This window comes from Bacillus sp. Cr_A10, assembly GCF_029222665.1.
Lineage (GTDB): Bacteria > Bacillota > Bacilli > Bacillales_A > Planococcaceae > Psychrobacillus.
Genome location: NZ_JARHXR010000021.1, coordinates 1 through 15575, shown reverse-complemented (window position 1 = coordinate 15575; position 15575 = coordinate 1). Strand labels below are relative to the sequence as shown.

The window sequence follows — 15575 nt, the reverse complement described above, 5'->3', positions numbered from 1 at the left end:
CACCTAAAGAGCACATGATATATGTGTACGGAGGTGAAATCCATGAAAAAGAATAACAGTAACCAATCAAACAAGAGTCAAGAGTTTGCGGCAGAAACTGATATTCAAAACGTAAAAGAACAAAACCGTCAAGCGGAGATGAAAAAACAACAAGCTAGCGGTCCAAGAGCAAATCGTTCTTTTAACACAAGTAAATAAGTGGATTCACCAAAATCAGCGAAGGCATTTTGCCTTCGCTGATTTTTTTACTACAGTTTTTTTGTATGGATTGCTATAATAAGTAAATAAGTTAAAATTCTATATTGCGCTTGATGAAAAGAAGGTGGCTAAATCATGGCGATTCCAACCGAAGGAGAAATTATTCAAATTCACAGCTACAAGCATAATGGCCGCATCCACCGTGTCTGGCAGGAAACGATGGTTTTAAAAGGCACCAAAAATATTGTAATAGGAGCAAATGAGCGAACTCTTGTAATTGAGGCGGACGGAAGAACCTGGATTACACGAGAGCCATCAATTTGTTACTTTCATGCAGAACATTGGTTCAACATTATTTGTATGCTTCGAGAAGATGGTGTATATTATTACATCAATATGAGTTCGCCATTTGTCTATAATAATCAACGGTTAAAATACATTGATTATGATTTAGATGTAAAGGTCTTTCCAGACATGACCTATACGATTCTAGATGAAGATGAATACGAGCAGCATAAAAAAGAAATGAATTATCCAAAAGAGATTGATGGGATTCTTGATCGGAATATAGAGAAACTAATTTCTTGGATAAAGCAAAGAAGAGGTCCATTTGCTCCTGATTTCATCGAAGCGTGGACAAGTCGTTATCATTTTTATAAACAGTTAAATGAGTAGACGGAAACCTGTTGAGAGATACAACAGGTTTTTCCAATTTTGAAAGGGAGTAATTCTATGAGTTCGATGAAGCGGTATATGCAATTTGTGAAACCATATAACCTTCAAATATTATTAACGATTGTCATCGGTATTATCAAATTTGCTATACCTTTATTTATACCAATACTTATTAAAATAGTGATTGACGATATTATTGACGAGAACATGGCCTATGAGGAAAAGATGAAGCAGTTGGTTTATTGGCTAGGAGGGACTGCATTAGTATTTTTAATAGTTCGTCCACCAATCGAGTATTATCGACAATATTTGGCTCAACTAGTGAGTAATAAAATACTATATGATATACGTCAAAAACTCTATATTCATCTGCAGAAACTAAGTTTAAAGTATTACTCGAATACACGAGCTGGAGAAGTTATTTCCAGAGTTATAAATGATGTAGAACAAACAAAAAACTTTGTCATGATTGGTTTGATGAATGTCTGGTTAGATTTAGCTACTATTCTAATAGCAATCGGAATAATGCTCACAATGAATGTAAAGTTGACTATTGTTACTTTATTAGCATTTCCATTTTACGCATTTAGTGTGAAATACTTTTTTGGCAGACTACGCGATCTCACAAGAAAACGTTCGCAGGCATTAGCAGGAGTCCAAAGCTATTTACATGAACGTGTACAAGGTATGAGTATTATTAAAACGTTTACTTTGGAGAAGCATGAACAAAAACTATTTAACGAAGCAAATGGGGAGTTTTTAGATAAAGCGGTCGACCAAACGATATGGAATGCGAAGGCATTCGCTGTTGTGAATACAATAACCGATATTGCACCATTACTAGTGATAGCATATGCAGGATATGAGGCAATCAACGGAAGATTATCTGTGGGAACGATGGCTGCTTTTATTGCATATATTGAACGTTTGTACAGCCCATTGCGACGATTAGTTAATTCATCTACAACGTTAACTCAATCATTTGCATCTATGGATCGAGTCTTTGAATTGATGGATGAACAATACGATATTGTTGATAAAAAAGGAGCGACCACAATAGATCGCTCACTTGGCAATGTTACATTCTCTAATGTGTCATTTCAATATGATAAAGAAGGAACTACCATCTTAAATCACGTAGATTTTCACGTCAACGCTGGTGAAACAGTAGCATTTGTCGGAATGAGCGGTGGAGGGAAATCTACTATTATTAGTCTTATCCCTAGGTTTTATGATGTGACAAGTGGCAGTGTCCAAATTGATGGACAAGATGTTCGGGATGTAACTATTGAATCCTTAAGGAAGCATATCGGTATCGTATTGCAGGATAATATTTTGTTTAGTGACTCGGTAAAATCAAATATATTAATGGGTAATCCAAATGCTACAGATGAAGAGGTTATTGAAGCGGCTAAGGCTGCTAATGCACATGATTTCATCATGGAGTTACCAGAAGGCTATGAAACAAAAGTTGGAGAACGTGGAGTAAAACTTTCCGGTGGACAAAAACAGCGTGTAGCAATTGCACGAGTGTTTTTAAAAAATCCTGCAATTTTAGTTCTAGATGAGGCGACTTCTGCATTAGATTTAGAGAGTGAGGCTTTAATCCAAGACTCATTAGAACGACTTGCGAAAGATCGAACTACTATTATCGTTGCTCATAGACTTTCTACTATCACTCATGCTGATAATATATTTGTAATTGAAAATGGTGAAGTAGTTGAAAATGGAAATCATCATAACTTAATGAATCATAAAGGTGTATATTATAACCTTTTTCAAATACAACATTTAGATACAGTAAATTAAATAAGGAAACACCCTATAAGTGAATATTAACTTATAGGGTGTTTTTTGCTATAAAAGATAGTCGAATGGATATTTATATAATTGTATGAAAATACAGATTAAATTGGAAGTTATATATGAGTAAGGATACATCAACTTTAATAAAGGTATTGCATACTAACTTAAATTGTGTAGAATATTTAATATAGTAAGATAAGATAGAAAAGTAAGACTATTTAGAAAGGGGGGAGCACAACATGCAAAATCGTCAAGTAATTTTAGAAGTGAAAGATCTTCAAACTTCCTTTTTCACTGATGATGGTGTTATACCATCCGTTGATTATGTAGATTTTCATGTCAGAGAAGGAGAGATATTAGGAATCGTAGGCGAATCGGGTTGCGGTAAAAGTGTCACTTCTCTTTCAATCATGGGCTTGGTGCCTAGTCCTCCAGGGAAAATAACAAACGGACAAATTCTATTTAGAGGAAAAGATTTAACTAAATTTACGGAGAAGGAAATGCGAAATGTTCGTGGAAATGATGTTGCGATGATTTTTCAGGAGCCTATGACATCATTGAACCCTTTATTCACAATAGGAAATCAGCTAATAGAAGCAATAACATTACATAAAAAGGACTGGAGCAAAAAGCAGGCGAAAGCTAGAGCGATTGAAATGTTGAAGTTGGTAGGATTGCCGAGGACAGAAGAATTGATGCGAGATTATCCTCACCAACTCTCAGGTGGTATGAGACAGCGGGTTATGATTGCTATGGCATTAGTATGTGATCCAAAGGTACTCATTGCCGATGAACCAACTACAGCATTAGATGTAACGATACAAGCGCAAATATTAAAGTTAATGAGAGACTTGAATGAGCGATTAAATACGGCAGTTATATTAATTACACATGATTTAGGAGTTGTAGCAGAAACTTGTGAGCGAGTTGTTGTTATGTATGCTGGAAAGGTAGTAGAAGAGGGATCGGTTGAGACTATTTTCAATAATCCACAACATCCATATACGAAAGGTTTAATAGCATCAGTTCCCGATATGCGTTTCAAAAAACAACGACTTTATTCAATTCCAGGAAATGTGCCAAAACCTGGGACGATTAAAGAAGGATGCCGGTTTGCTGCACGTTGTGAATCAGTGTTCGGTCGATGTACGGTAGAGAGTCCTCCTTTATATGAAACCTCCGAAGGTCATAAAACAAGATGTTTCTTATACGATGAAAAGGAGGTTGGAGTACATGACAAAACCGCTGCTACAAGTTGAAGGATTGAAAAAGTACTTTCCTACTCATTCGGGATTATTAGGAAGACAATCGGGTTACGTAAAAGCAGTGGACGATGTATCTTTTTATGTTAATGAGGGTGAAACACTCGGTATTGTAGGGGAGTCTGGTTGTGGCAAGTCTACTACTGGTCGAATGCTTATGAGATTACTAGAGCCGACTGAAGGTAAAGTAACTTTTGATGGAAAAGAACTTACGAATATTTCTAGTTCAGAAATGAGAAAAGCACGTAGAGAGATTCAAATGGTTTTTCAAGACCCTTATGCATCATTAAATCCTCGTCATACAGTTGAGAAGATTTTAATGGAGCCTCTCATTGTCCACAACATTGGCGATGCTAAAAGCCGTAAGAAGAAAGTTTATGATTTTTTAGAAATCGTTGGACTAAGTAGTTACCATGCAAAAAGGTATCCACACCAATTTAGTGGAGGGCAACGCCAAAGGATTGGGATTGCTAGAGCATTAATGACAAATCCAAAGTTAATTATTGCAGATGAGCCGGTGTCCGCTCTTGATGTTTCTATTCAAGCGCAAGTACTTAATCTCATGCAAGATTTACAGAAAGAACTAAAGCTAACGTACATCTTTATCGCACATGATTTAGGGGTGGTGCGGCATATAAGTGATCGCGTTGGCGTTATGTATTTAGGTAAAATGGCTGAGCTTGCGACAAGTGAATCTCTTTACGCAGAGCCACTACATCCATATACAAAGGCGCTGCTTTCTGCAGTTCCTGTTCCAGACCCAGAGTTTAAAAGGGAACAAATTATATTAGAAGGAGATATTCCGAGTCCTTCAAATCCACCGACAGGTTGTACGTTTCACACAAGATGTCCTTATAAGATGGATGTTTGTACAACCGTTGTACCGAAGTTAGAAGAAGTAAAAACAGGTCATTTTGTTGCCTGCCATTTATATAAAGAGGCAGTCCAACATTGATAATATATTTTACGGAGGGGTTAATATGGGAAAGAAGAAAATATGGTCATTTTTGTTGCTAATGTTAGTAGCTCTAACAGTAGTTCTTGCAGCATGTTCTTCAGGTGATTCATCAGAAGGCACTAGCAAAACAGACAAAGAGAATGAAGGTGCTACTGAAGGGGAATCAGCATCTACTGGCAACAAAGTACTTATTTTTGGACGTGGTGGAGATTCCGTTTCATTGGATCCAGCCGCAGTAACAGATGGGGAATCCTTCAAAGTAACACAAAACGTGTTTGAAACACTTTTGAACTTTGGGGAACAAGATACAACGATTAATGAAGGATTAGCTACAAAATGGGAGCCTTCAGAAGACGGACTTACTTATACATTTACTCTACGTGAAGGGGTTAAGTTCCACGACGGAACAGACTTTAATGCAGAAGCTGTAGTAAAAAACTTTGAACGTTGGGCAAATGGTTCGGAAGAAAAATTCCCATACTATGCTTCTATGTTTGGTGGTTTTGTAGGAGATGAAAGTCATGTAATTGAATCTGTAACTGCAGAAGGTGATTACACAGTTATCTTTAAATTAAAACGTGCACAAGCACCGTTCTTAAAAAATATTGCAATGAGTCCTTTTGGAATTGCTAGTCCGACTGCATTGGAATCTGCAGGAGATGCTTTTGGAGACAATCCAGTAGGTACAGGTCCATTTAAATTTGTTGAATGGAAACGTAATGATTCAATAACTGTTGAAAAATTTGAGGATTATTGGGCTGAAGGACTTCCAAAGCTTGATAAAGTTGTTTTCCGCTCTATTCCAGATAACTCTGCTCGTTTAAATGCGCTTCTTACAGGTGAAATTGATTTAGCTGATGGAGTAAATCCAGCAGATGGTGCAACAGTTGAAGGTGATTCAACTCTACAACTATTTGAACGCCCATCTATGAACGTAGGATATCTAGGTCTTACATCTACACGTCCTCCATTTGATAATGTAAAAGTTCGACAAGCGATTAACCATGCAATTGACAAACAAGCTATCGTAGATGCTTTCTTCGAGGGTCGTGCGGAAGTTGCGAAAAACCCAATGCCATCTTCTATTAGTGGATACAATGATGACATTCCAGGTTATGAGTACGATCCAGCAAAAGCAAAAGAACTTTTAGCAGAAGCAGGATTTGCGGATGGCTTTGAAATGGAATTATGGGCAATGCCTGTACCAAGACCATATATGCCAGATGGAACTAAGGTGGCTGAGGCTATTCAAAAGAACTTAGAGGATATCGGTGTTAAAGCGAAAATCGTTTCCTTTGAGTGGGCGACTTATTTAGAAAAAGCTCGTAACGGAGAAGCGGATGCATTCATGTTAGGTTGGACTGGTGATAACGGAGACGCAGATAACTTCCTTTATGTATTACTGGACAAAGATAATATTGGAAGCAATAACTACACTTACTATAGCAACGACGATCTACACAACATCCTAATTGAAGCACAAACAGAAGTTGACGAAGATAAACGTAATGAATTGTATAAGCAAGCTCAAGAAATCATATTTGCAGATGCTCCTTGGGTACCACTTGCACACTCAACTCCATTACTAGCAGGGAAAGCAGAATTGGTAGACTTCTTACCACATCCTACTGGATCTGATAAATTAACGAAAGTCGACTTTAAGTAATAAGCTTGAAGGGGAGAGGTCTTCGTGATTTCTCCCTTTTCTATATTAATTTAGAGAGAATAGCCTTACTACTTAGAAACTAACTAGATTCCAGTGCTTTTATTTATAAGGAGAGGTGAAGACAATGCTTCACTATATCGGAAAAAGATTATTACAATTAATCCCTGTTTTGCTTGGTATGACATTTGTTGTCTTTATGATTATACGGGCTATCCCTGGGAATCCTGCTCAGGTTATATTAGGGCAATTAGCATCAAAAGAAGCGATAGAAGCATTAGAAATAAAACTCGGATTAAATAATCCATGGTATACGCAATACTTTGATTACTTATTTGGTCTCCTAAAAGGAGATCTAGGAGAATCGATGCGAACAGTTCAACCAGTTGCAAAAGAGATCTGGCCATACTTAGCGGCAACATTTGAATTGGCTCTGTTTGCCATTATTATTGCGGTCATTATTGGAGTGAATGCTGGAATTATCTCTGCTTGGTTCCAAAACTCTTGGTTTGATTACTTTGCAATGATCTTAGCGTTAATAGGTGTATCGATGCCAATCTTTTGGTTAGGTTTGATGGAACAATGGATATTTGGAATAGAATTTCAATGGCTCCCTACGACAGGTAGAGAAGATGTTAGGAATCCAGTTTCATCTGTCACGAACTTATATGTATTAGATACGATTTTGAATGGTCGTTTTGATCAGCTGGGTGTCGTGTTAAAACATCTAGTATTGCCGGGTATTGCACTTGCAACTATTCCAATGGCCATTATTGCACGAATGACTCGTTCTAGTATGTTAGAAGTAATGAGAGCTGATTATGTTCGAACTGCTCGAGCAAAAGGGCAAAAAATGTTTTGGGTTGTTTATAAGCATTCGTTGAAGAATGCCATCATTCCAGTATTAACAGTTATCGGCTTGCAAATGGGTCTGTTACTTGGTGGAGCGATATTAACAGAAACTATTTTTGGGTGGCCTGGTATTGGACGTTATATTTATGATGCAATTCAGTTCCGTGACTATCCTGTCATACAATCTGGAATATTAATTGTTGCGTTTATTTTTGTCATGATTAATCTATTTGTTGATATTTTATACGGTTTAATTGATCCAAGGATTAAATACGACTAAAGGAGGAATGAGGATGTCCGAAATGGTTCCAAACACGATAAATGAAGCAGTAGGTACTGTAAAAGAAACGTCAACTGGCCCTTGGCGTGATGCTTGGCGAAGCTTTAGTAAAAACAAAGTAGCGCTAGTTGGAGCAGTGATAGTTCTTTTCTTCGTGTTTTTAGCTGTATTTGGTCCGTGGTTAGCACCCCAAGGGATTAATGAACAGTCCATAAAAGATCATCGATTGCTTCCGCCATCCAGTGAATTTTGGTTTGGGACAGATGATTTTGGTAGAGATATTTTTTCACGTATTATACACGGAGCAAGAATTTCACTTGGAGTAGGCTTTTTCTCTGTTATTGGTTCCGTAGTGGTAGGTAGTATTCTTGGGATTATTGCAGGTTATTATGGAAAATGGGTGGATATGATTATATCCCGAGTTTTTGATGTAATGCTAGCATTTCCAAGTATATTATTGGCTATTGCAGTTGTTTCTGTATTAGGTCCTTCCCTACGTAATGCATTGATTGCCATCGCAATTATTAATATTCCTAACTTTGGTCGACTCATTCGCTCAAAAGTTTTAAGTATTAAAGAGGAGGAATACATAACATCTGCCAAAGCGATAGGGATGAAAGACATAAGAATATTATTTTCTCATATTCTTCCGAACTCGCTAGCTCCTGTAATTGTTGCAGGTACATTAGCCATTGCATCGGCGATTATTGAAGCAGCAGCTTTAGGTTTTCTTGGTCTTGGAGCGCAGGCACCTGCACCAGAATGGGGAAAAATGTTAGCGGATGCTCGAATGTTTTTACGTAATGCACCATGGACAATGATTTTCCCAGGCCTTGCGATTATGCTAACAGTACTTGGTTTTAATTTAATGGGAGATGGACTCCGAGATGCTTTGGATCCTCGAATGAAAAACTAAAAAACGTGTCACCTAGATAAATAGGTGACACGTTTCAAACCGTTGACAAACTTGAATTTATGTTTAAATAGGGTAGATCCGTTTATCCGAAGCCGAGGGACTGAAAAAGTCCTCACTGAGATTTCTATAACAGTATGTGAACGACAAGTTGTTCACATACTCGATTTTTATTTCGGACTCGTTAATTTCCGTTCCACGCGGACGCTTTCCACCGGCATGGCTTCAGCCGCTTCCCTCGCTACGCTCAGTCCAGGGTCTTCAGCTCATGCTATTCCGGCTGGAGTCGCCGCCTTCCACTCCAATCAACTATTATCCGCTTTTCATTTAGGAAACCCTTATGCTATAAAAAAGGTTTTTATCACTTACATTTTTTCGATTAGTATTTATAGAAAATCGTTGAAAAAGGCGACACTCCTGCGGGAATAGCGTTAGCCGAAGACCCCGCAGCGCAGCGAGGAGGCTAAGGCAACGCCCGCGGAAAGGGAGACGTTTCAACGATTTTCTTATTCGGAGGCCATTATTTAGTAAATACAATTTCTATAGACTTTTTCAGTGCCCTCGCTAAGCGCCTGCTTTTTCCACTGTTGCAAGGAAACTTTGTCAATGCAGGTATGTGTGCTTTTGAGAAAAACCTAATATGGTGTTTCTTCTATTTGTACAGTAAGTTCAGAGCTGTGAAAGTTTTGATACGAAGTAATTAGTGTATCGATGTGTTCTAATTGCTCTTCATATTTTAAAATATTGGATAGTATATGAAGTAAGTGATAAGTTGAAAATTCCTCTTCAATTTTAGTAACCGCAATTTGTTGGACAAAAATATCCATAACTTCTTGTCTTTGAATGAACGCTTGTGAACCATTCCATTCTATATGCTCTGGTTTTAACTTCCCTATAAACTTCAAATGAAGCTGTTCATGATAAGTTAGGAGAGAATCTAAACGTTCCTTGATCATCATTCGAAAATGTTCGGGAAGTTCTAATAACTCGTTCTCATGGAGATGAAGTCTTTTTAAGACATCCAAGCTTTTATAGGAAACGGAGATTAGTTCTCTATAGATAACTAATTTTCTTCCTTTTGTATATGTTGCTTTTTTAGAATAGCCACGTTCTTCTTTAAAAAATGAATAAATCTGATCTATACGAGTTAATCGATCTTGTATTTGATTAATTGCTTGTTTTGTAGAGCTATGATCGGACGCATGTCTTACAGCAATTCGTATCCATCGTATAATCTCATCTTGCGTATAGTGAATGGCATTAAACAATTTCGTTTCGAATTTAGGAGGTATAAATATTAAATTCACCACAAATGCAGATACGACTCCGACAAGAATTGTTAAAAATCGTATTAAAGCAAATGTTAAAAAGTCATCACTTTGAACTTCCATTATCGCAATAACGGTTACGAGAGCTAAAGAAATTGTTTTTTCAAGTTTAAACTTCAGCATAATCATAATAGCAAATATTGCAGCAAAACCGACTGCAATAAAGTGATTTCCAAATACTAAGGCGAAAATAACAGCTATTGCAGCTCCGATTAAATTCGATTGTATTTGTTCAATAACAGTCAAATAGGATCTATATATTGAAGGTTGAACTGCAAATATCGCAGCTATTCCCGCAAAAACAGGGCTAGGAAGCTGGAGTAAATCTGCGATGAATAATGAAAAAACAATCGCTACTCCAGTTTTGAATACGCGAGCTCCTAATTTCATTTAATCCTATCCTTTCATTTTTGCAGGTTTCATGTAACTTTTACTTTAATTGTGCGAAAGCCTTGTTAACTGCAGCAATTGTATTATTAATATCTTCTTCTGTGTGTGCAGTTGTAATAAACCACGCTTCGTATTTAGAAGGTGCAAGATTAATACCTTCATTGAGCATAAGTTTGAAGAATTTGGCGAACATTTCACCATCTGTCGCTTCTGCTTGGTCGTAGTTTTCTACTTTTACATCGGTAAAATAAACAGAAAGTGCACCTTTTATTCGATTAATGGTGATTATTATATTATTTCTTTCTGCGGCTTCTAGAATACCTTCTTCTAATATTCCACCCAGTCTATCTAATTCTTCATATACACCGGGTTGTTGTAAAACTTCTAAACAAGCAATCCCTGCTTGCATAGACGCAGGATTACCTGCCATTGTTCCTGCCTGGTAAGCAGGTCCGAGTGGAGCTACTTGTTCCATGATTTCTTTTTTCCCACCGTATGCTCCAATCGGAAGGCCTCCACCGATTATTTTACCAAGTGCAGTTAAATCCGGAGTCTGATTTAACATAGTAGAAGCAGCTCCATAATGGAAACGGAAAGCTGTGATTACTTCATCATAGATGACAAGTGTACCTTTGTCTTTTGCAATCTTGTGAACAAGTGGTAAAAATCCTTCGTTTGGCTCTACCATACCAAAGTTTCCAACAATCGGTTCAACTAAAATACAAGCTAATTCTTCACCCCATTTTTGCATAGCTTCTTCATAAGCTTTTGGATCATTAAATGGAATAGTAATCACTTCTTCAGCAATAGTTTTAGGAACTCCTGCGGAATCTGGTGTACCAAGTGTAGCTGGCCCCGAACCTGCTGCCACTAAAACTAAATCTGAGTGACCATGATAGCAACCAGCAAATTTCATCACTTTCGTTCTTCCTGTATATGCACGTGCTACACGTATGGTAGTCATTACTGCTTCTGTACCTGAGTTTACAAAGCGTACTTTATCCATAGAAGGTATTGCTTCTTTTAACATCTTTGCAAACGTCACTTCATGTTTTGTTGGAGTACCATAAAGCAGTCCAGTTTGTGCTGCTTTTGTAATTGCTTCAGTAATATGTGGATGCGCGTGTCCAGTAATAATAGGTCCATAAGCTGCTAAATAATCGATATATTTATTACCGTCTACGTCATAAAAATAAGCGCCTTCTGCTCTATCCATGACAGTTGGTGCTCCACCACCAACGGCTTTATATGATCTAGATGGGCTGTTTACGCCACCTACGATATGTTCAAGTGCTTCACTATGTATTTGTTCAGATTTAATTCGTTCCAATTGTAAAACCTCCGCTTGATTTGTCTTGCTTTACTGAAATGAAAGTATAACGTTATGAACGAGCCACTGTCCAGTCACCTCGGCAAAGCTGTCCATTTTAATTGTAGTAAATTTTTATGAAAAAGGCTAAAGAAAATTGAACTTACTGGAAAACTTCGATACTATAAAGGCAATACCAAGGGGAGGAATCGATATGCAAACATTAGAAGGTATGATAGCACCAAAATTTTCATTAAAAAATGAAGCAGGAGAAATAATATCATTAGACAATTTTGCTGGTAAGAAGTACGTTGTTTTGTATTTCTATCCGAAAGACTCTACTCCAGGCTGCACTACAGAAGCTTGTGATTTTAGAGATACACATGAAGCCTTTGCTGATTTAAATGCGGTTATTCTTGGTGTAAGTGCAGATAATGAAAAAGATCATACGAAATTTATTGAGAAACATGGTTTACCATTCTCTTTGTTAGTTGACGATACTCATGAAGTGTCGGAAGCATATGGAGTATGGAAATTAAAAAAGATGTTTGGTAAAGAATTTATGGGAATTGAAAGATCTACATTTCTAATTGATCCAACGGGAACTGTTATAAAAGAATGGCGTAAAGTAAAGGTAGATGGTCATGTAGAGGAAGCGTTGGATATATTGAAACAAATTGTGACAAGTGGAGAATAAAAATGAACATATTATTTTCTTTTCTACCTAAACCAGAGCAACAAGCAAACTTAATACAAAGATTCCCACATGAAAAATTTTATTTTCAAAAACCATTTGATGAAGAAACCTTGCGAAATGCTGATATATTTGTAACGTATGGTGAAGATTTAAATGTATCTCATATTGAACTGGCAGATAGATTAAAATGGATTATGGTAGCTTCGGCTGGATTAGAAAAGATGCCTTTGAAGGAAATAGCAAGTCGTAATATACTTGTGACGAATGTTAGAGGCATTCATAAAATACCGATGGCAGAGTCAATTGTCGCGCATATATTATCCATAAAAAAATCACTTCCGATTATTGCTCAAAACCAAAGGGATAGTTTATGGTCAAAGAAAGTGTCTTCATCAGAGCTATTTGATTCAACTGCATTGATTTTAGGACCTGGTGCAATCGGAGGTGAGGTGGGAAGAATCCTGCAGGCTTTCGGCGTCCATACAATAGGGTGCAATCGTAGCGGAGAACAAGCCGATTTTATGAATGAAATGGTTTCTTTTTCTTACCTAAAAAAAGCACTGCCCAAAGCAGATATTGTTATATCTATACTACCAAGTACTGTAGAAACAAGGAATTTATTAACCTCTGAGCATTTTCATTGTATGAAACGTACAGCTATCTTTATGAATTTCGGAAGAGGAGATGTAGTGAAAGAGGAAGTGCTTTTACAGGCATTACAAAATAACTGCATTGCATACACAGTGTTAGATGTTTTTGAAAATGAACCGCTAAAAGAAGATCATCCTTTTTGGAAAATGGAGAATGTAGTCGTTTCTCCCCATGTTTCCAGTCATTCTTCTCAATATGTCGTCCGTGCACTCGATATTTTTACTGAGAATTTAACGAAGTGGCTTAATGGTGATACTTCATTTAAAAACGTTATTGATTTGGAAAGAGGATACTAATAGTAGTACATATTCCCTTTAATACTGTAAAGTTTGACATTCAATGCTCTTTTTCCTTATACTTATTGTAACAATTACAAACTAAGAATAAATATGAAGAGAGGTGCATTGCGATGACGGAAGTACATTTAAGAGATGCTTTAGATACATTAAAATCTACTGGTGTACGTATTACACCTCAACGCCATGCGATATTGGAATTTATTATCCAATCAATGTCCCATCCAACTGCGGACGATATATATAAAGCACTTGAAAGTAAATTCCCTAGCATGAGTGTTGCAACAGTGTATAACAACTTACGTGTATTTAGAGAAGCTGGGTTAGTTAAAGAACTTACTTATGGAGACTCATCTAGTAGATTTGATTTCATAACAAATGATCATTATCATATGATTTGTAATTCATGTGGGAAAATTGTAGACTTTCATTACCCTGGATTAGATGAAGTAGAGCATTTAGCTTCCCATTTAACTGGATTTGAAGTTAGTTCACACCGCATGGAGATATATGGAACATGCCCAACGTGTAAAGAGCAGGCAACGAATGTACAATAAGAAAACCGAGCGAAAACATTTCGCTCGGTTTTTTATTTTATCTATAGTTATCTCTTTCTATTTAAAGATTGATCGAATTCTTGACCCTCGAGTGATGGGTCCAGTGTCAATGGTTCTTTACAATACATACACATATCAACTCTCCCTAACACCTTTGTATGTTTTCCGCAATTCGGACAAACAACTTGTACAGCTTTAGTAGATAGTAAACCAATCCACCCATAAACAGCTGTGCTTGCTATAATAGAAATTAATCCAAGAGTCATAAAAATAGTTACTAAAATAGCATTTTCTCGAAAGAATATTGCTCCATACATAATGATGAATCCGAAGAAAATTAGTCCCAAAGCAAAGGAACGTATTCGGTTTATTTTGTTTTTATAAGGTTTCATTTTCATCCTCCTAATTTCTAAATCCACTATATCATATTTTGTTATGAACTACTCCCCTTTTACTTCAAGTTACTTATCTTAATATCCCATGATAACTCATAACTATGTTAGACTTCTTGACGTTAATGTTAAAATAATATTTTGAATGAACTAATAGAAGGAGATATAAAATAGTTGTCGAAAAACTATATAATGAAATAAAGGAGGCTCAATTTTGGAAGCACTTTTGAGACCTATTTATCAAGAAAGAGCAAGTGATCCTAATACACTAGGTATTATATTTGTAGAAAAACGTGAAGAGGTTAGTCCGATAACAGATACATTTGATTCTATTTTATTTATATTGACTAAAGAAGCAGAACATCCTATTTTTACAAAGCATTATACGTTTAATGATAAAAAAGCTGCTATGCATGTAATCACTGAGAGACAGTTAAAAAAATGGTTACTGCTAGGAACAAATCCTAAATTAGTAGATTGGCTACTTAATGGCAGAGTAATCTTCGATAGAAATGAATATATAGAAGAATTGAAAAAAGAGTTACAAGAGTTTCCGATTAACGGAAGAAAAGTAAGGATGGGTATAGAATTCGCTAAATTAAGTAAGAGATACTTAGAGGGTAAACAGTTTTTTGAGCAGTTGAATTATTTAGATGCTTATAATCATATAGTAGAGTCTTTACATCATTTAGCTCGTTTGGCTGTGTTTGAACATGGAATGCATCCAGAAGTGATGGTTTGGAAACAAGTGAAACAGTTAGATCCATCCATCTATAAATTATACGATGAGCTTGTTTCAAGTGAAGAGTCGTTAGAAAAGAGATTAGAACTCTTATTTTTAGCAAGTGAATTTTTAATTCATTCTAGAATAAAAGAGGGTGCACAACATATATTAGAGGTGCTAGCTTCAAAAGATTATTGGACAATCCAAGAGATTCATGAGCAAGAGGAATTAAAAAATTACTCTGTGGATTTAGAAGTCTTTATAGAATTTTTAGTAGAAAAAGGTTTTATATCTATTGAAAAACAACCTACCAAAAGCAATGAAATCATGCATAGATACTATAAAGTTAATTGATTTTTAAATGATTGAAAAAAACGGACAAAGATTTGTTCGTTTTTTTGTTGACAAAACTATCGAGATAGTTGTATTATAATAAGCGTCGTCAAAAACGAAATAAAAAATATTGACGAAAAAGTTTTTTGAAAAACTTCTTGACTCTTCGCTCGAGTGGTGATAAATTAGAGAAGTCGCAAAAAACGACATAACAAAATGAACATTGAAAACTGAACATGCAAAACGTTAAGACATATAGCTTGATAGACTAACTTCGGTTAGTCGGATAGC

15 protein-coding genes are annotated in these 15575 nt (G+C 36.4%); 12 read left to right on the top strand and 3 right to left on the bottom strand.

Going from position 1 to position 15575, the window contains the following annotated elements; genetic code table 11:
* Positions 1-21 precede the first annotated feature (21 nt).
* The 8 genes from P2Q73_RS18230 (at position 22) to P2Q73_RS18195 (ending at position 8610) form a co-directional block, all read left to right on the top strand.
* Positions 22-198: a gamma-type small acid-soluble spore protein gene (locus tag P2Q73_RS18230; protein ID WP_275789803.1), complete on the top strand. Its 177-nt coding sequence runs from the start codon at positions 22-24 to the stop codon at positions 196-198.
* 135 nt (positions 199-333) lie between these two features.
* Positions 334-873 carry a nucleoside tri-diphosphate phosphatase gene (gene ntdP, locus P2Q73_RS18225; RefSeq protein ID WP_053592028.1) on the top strand — a complete coding sequence of 180 codons (540 nt, stop codon included), beginning with the start codon at positions 334-336 and terminating at the stop codon, positions 871-873.
* A gap of 57 nt (positions 874-930) precedes the next feature.
* Positions 931-2682 carry an ABC transporter ATP-binding protein gene (locus P2Q73_RS18220; RefSeq protein WP_053592029.1) on the top strand — a complete coding sequence of 584 codons (1752 nt, stop codon included), beginning with the start codon at positions 931-933 and terminating at the stop codon, positions 2680-2682.
* 236 nt (positions 2683-2918) lie between these two features.
* Entirely contained in the window at positions 2919-3938 is a 1020-nt protein-coding gene (locus P2Q73_RS18215) for an ABC transporter ATP-binding protein (protein ID WP_056833281.1), read from the top strand.
* The gene (locus P2Q73_RS18210) at positions 3913-4896 is read left to right on the top strand and encodes an ABC transporter ATP-binding protein (protein WP_053592031.1); all 984 of its coding nucleotides are present in this window, start codon (positions 3913-3915) and stop codon (positions 4894-4896) included. The genes P2Q73_RS18215 and P2Q73_RS18210 overlap by 26 nt, the downstream gene beginning before the upstream one ends.
* Before the next feature lie 25 nt (positions 4897-4921).
* Positions 4922-6565: an ABC transporter substrate-binding protein gene (locus P2Q73_RS18205; RefSeq protein WP_056833283.1), complete on the top strand. Its 1644-nt coding sequence runs from the start codon at positions 4922-4924 to the stop codon at positions 6563-6565.
* A 124-nt stretch (positions 6566-6689) separates the two neighbouring features.
* Positions 6690-7694 (top strand): ABC transporter permease, encoded by a 1005-nt coding sequence (locus tag P2Q73_RS18200; protein WP_053592033.1) that lies wholly within the window; start codon positions 6690-6692, stop codon positions 7692-7694.
* A 22-nt stretch (positions 7695-7716) separates the two neighbouring features.
* A complete protein-coding gene (locus P2Q73_RS18195; protein ID WP_156316875.1) occupies positions 7717-8610 on the top strand; it encodes an ABC transporter permease in 894 nt (297 codons plus the stop codon).
* A gap of 632 nt (positions 8611-9242) precedes the next feature.
* Here the strand turns inward: P2Q73_RS18195 and P2Q73_RS18190 are convergent.
* Together P2Q73_RS18190 and P2Q73_RS18185 are read right to left on the bottom strand one after the other, a co-directional pair.
* Entirely contained in the window at positions 9243-10325 is a 1083-nt protein-coding gene (locus tag P2Q73_RS18190) for an FUSC family protein (protein ID WP_275789794.1), read from the bottom strand.
* 40 nt (positions 10326-10365) lie between these two features.
* The gene (locus P2Q73_RS18185; RefSeq protein ID WP_275789792.1) at positions 10366-11655 is read right to left on the bottom strand and encodes a glutamate-1-semialdehyde 2,1-aminomutase; all 1290 of its coding nucleotides are present in this window, start codon (positions 11653-11655) and stop codon (positions 10366-10368) included.
* A 193-nt stretch (positions 11656-11848) separates the two neighbouring features.
* Between P2Q73_RS18185 and bcp the strand changes: the two genes are divergently transcribed.
* The 3 genes from bcp to perR all read left to right on the top strand — a co-directional run bounded on the left by bcp (position 11849) and on the right by perR (position 13835).
* The gene (gene bcp / locus P2Q73_RS18180) at positions 11849-12331 is read left to right on the top strand and encodes a thioredoxin-dependent thiol peroxidase (protein WP_056833287.1); all 483 of its coding nucleotides are present in this window, start codon (positions 11849-11851) and stop codon (positions 12329-12331) included.
* A gap of 2 nt (positions 12332-12333) precedes the next feature.
* Positions 12334-13278 carry a D-2-hydroxyacid dehydrogenase gene (locus tag P2Q73_RS18175; RefSeq protein ID WP_275789789.1) on the top strand — a complete coding sequence of 315 codons (945 nt, stop codon included), beginning with the start codon at positions 12334-12336 and terminating at the stop codon, positions 13276-13278.
* A 113-nt stretch (positions 13279-13391) separates the two neighbouring features.
* On the top strand, positions 13392-13835 hold the full coding sequence (gene perR, locus P2Q73_RS18170; protein ID WP_056833291.1) for a peroxide-responsive transcriptional repressor PerR: 444 nt from the start codon (positions 13392-13394) through the stop codon (positions 13833-13835).
* A gap of 47 nt (positions 13836-13882) precedes the next feature.
* Here the strand turns inward: perR and P2Q73_RS18165 are convergent, their stop codons facing one another.
* Positions 13883-14227, bottom strand: a complete 345-nt coding sequence (locus tag P2Q73_RS18165; protein WP_053592040.1) for a YgzB family protein — start codon at positions 14225-14227, stop codon at positions 13883-13885.
* A gap of 214 nt (positions 14228-14441) precedes the next feature.
* On the opposite strand from P2Q73_RS18165, the gene P2Q73_RS18160 reads away from it, so the two are divergent.
* Entirely contained in the window at positions 14442-15305 is an 864-nt protein-coding gene (locus P2Q73_RS18160) for a nucleotidyltransferase-like protein (protein ID WP_275789785.1), read from the top strand.
* The last annotated feature ends 270 nt before the right edge of the window (positions 15306-15575 follow it).

Excerpts from the sequence above, each read along its gene's own strand:
- ntdP (WP_053592028.1), top strand. The coding sequence starts at position 334 with ATGGCGATTCCAACCGAAGGAGAAATTATTCAAATTCACAGCTACAAG.
- P2Q73_RS18220 (WP_053592029.1), top strand. The coding sequence starts at position 931 with ATGAGTTCGATGAAGCGGTATATGCAATTTGTGAAACCATATAACCTT.
- P2Q73_RS18200 (WP_053592033.1), top strand. The coding sequence starts at position 6,690 with ATGCTTCACTATATCGGAAAAAGATTATTACAATTAATCCCTGTTTTG.
- P2Q73_RS18215 (WP_056833281.1), top strand. The coding sequence starts at position 2,919 with ATGCAAAATCGTCAAGTAATTTTAGAAGTGAAAGATCTTCAAACTTCC.
- P2Q73_RS18190 (WP_275789794.1), bottom strand. The coding sequence starts at position 10,325 with ATGAAATTAGGAGCTCGCGTATTCAAAACTGGAGTAGCGATTGTTTTT.
- P2Q73_RS18205 (WP_056833283.1), top strand. The coding sequence starts at position 4,922 with ATGGGAAAGAAGAAAATATGGTCATTTTTGTTGCTAATGTTAGTAGCT.
- P2Q73_RS18210 (WP_053592031.1), top strand. The coding sequence starts at position 3,913 with ATGACAAAACCGCTGCTACAAGTTGAAGGATTGAAAAAGTACTTTCCT.
- P2Q73_RS18165 (WP_053592040.1), bottom strand. The coding sequence starts at position 14,227 with ATGAAACCTTATAAAAACAAAATAAACCGAATACGTTCCTTTGCTTTG.
- bcp (WP_056833287.1), top strand. The coding sequence starts at position 11,849 with ATGCAAACATTAGAAGGTATGATAGCACCAAAATTTTCATTAAAAAAT.
- perR (WP_056833291.1), top strand. The coding sequence starts at position 13,392 with ATGACGGAAGTACATTTAAGAGATGCTTTAGATACATTAAAATCTACT.
- P2Q73_RS18230 (WP_275789803.1), top strand. The coding sequence starts at position 22 with ATGTGTACGGAGGTGAAATCCATGAAAAAGAATAACAGTAACCAATCA.
- P2Q73_RS18175 (WP_275789789.1), top strand. The coding sequence starts at position 12,334 with ATGAACATATTATTTTCTTTTCTACCTAAACCAGAGCAACAAGCAAAC.
- P2Q73_RS18195 (WP_156316875.1), top strand. The coding sequence starts at position 7,717 with ATGGTTCCAAACACGATAAATGAAGCAGTAGGTACTGTAAAAGAAACG.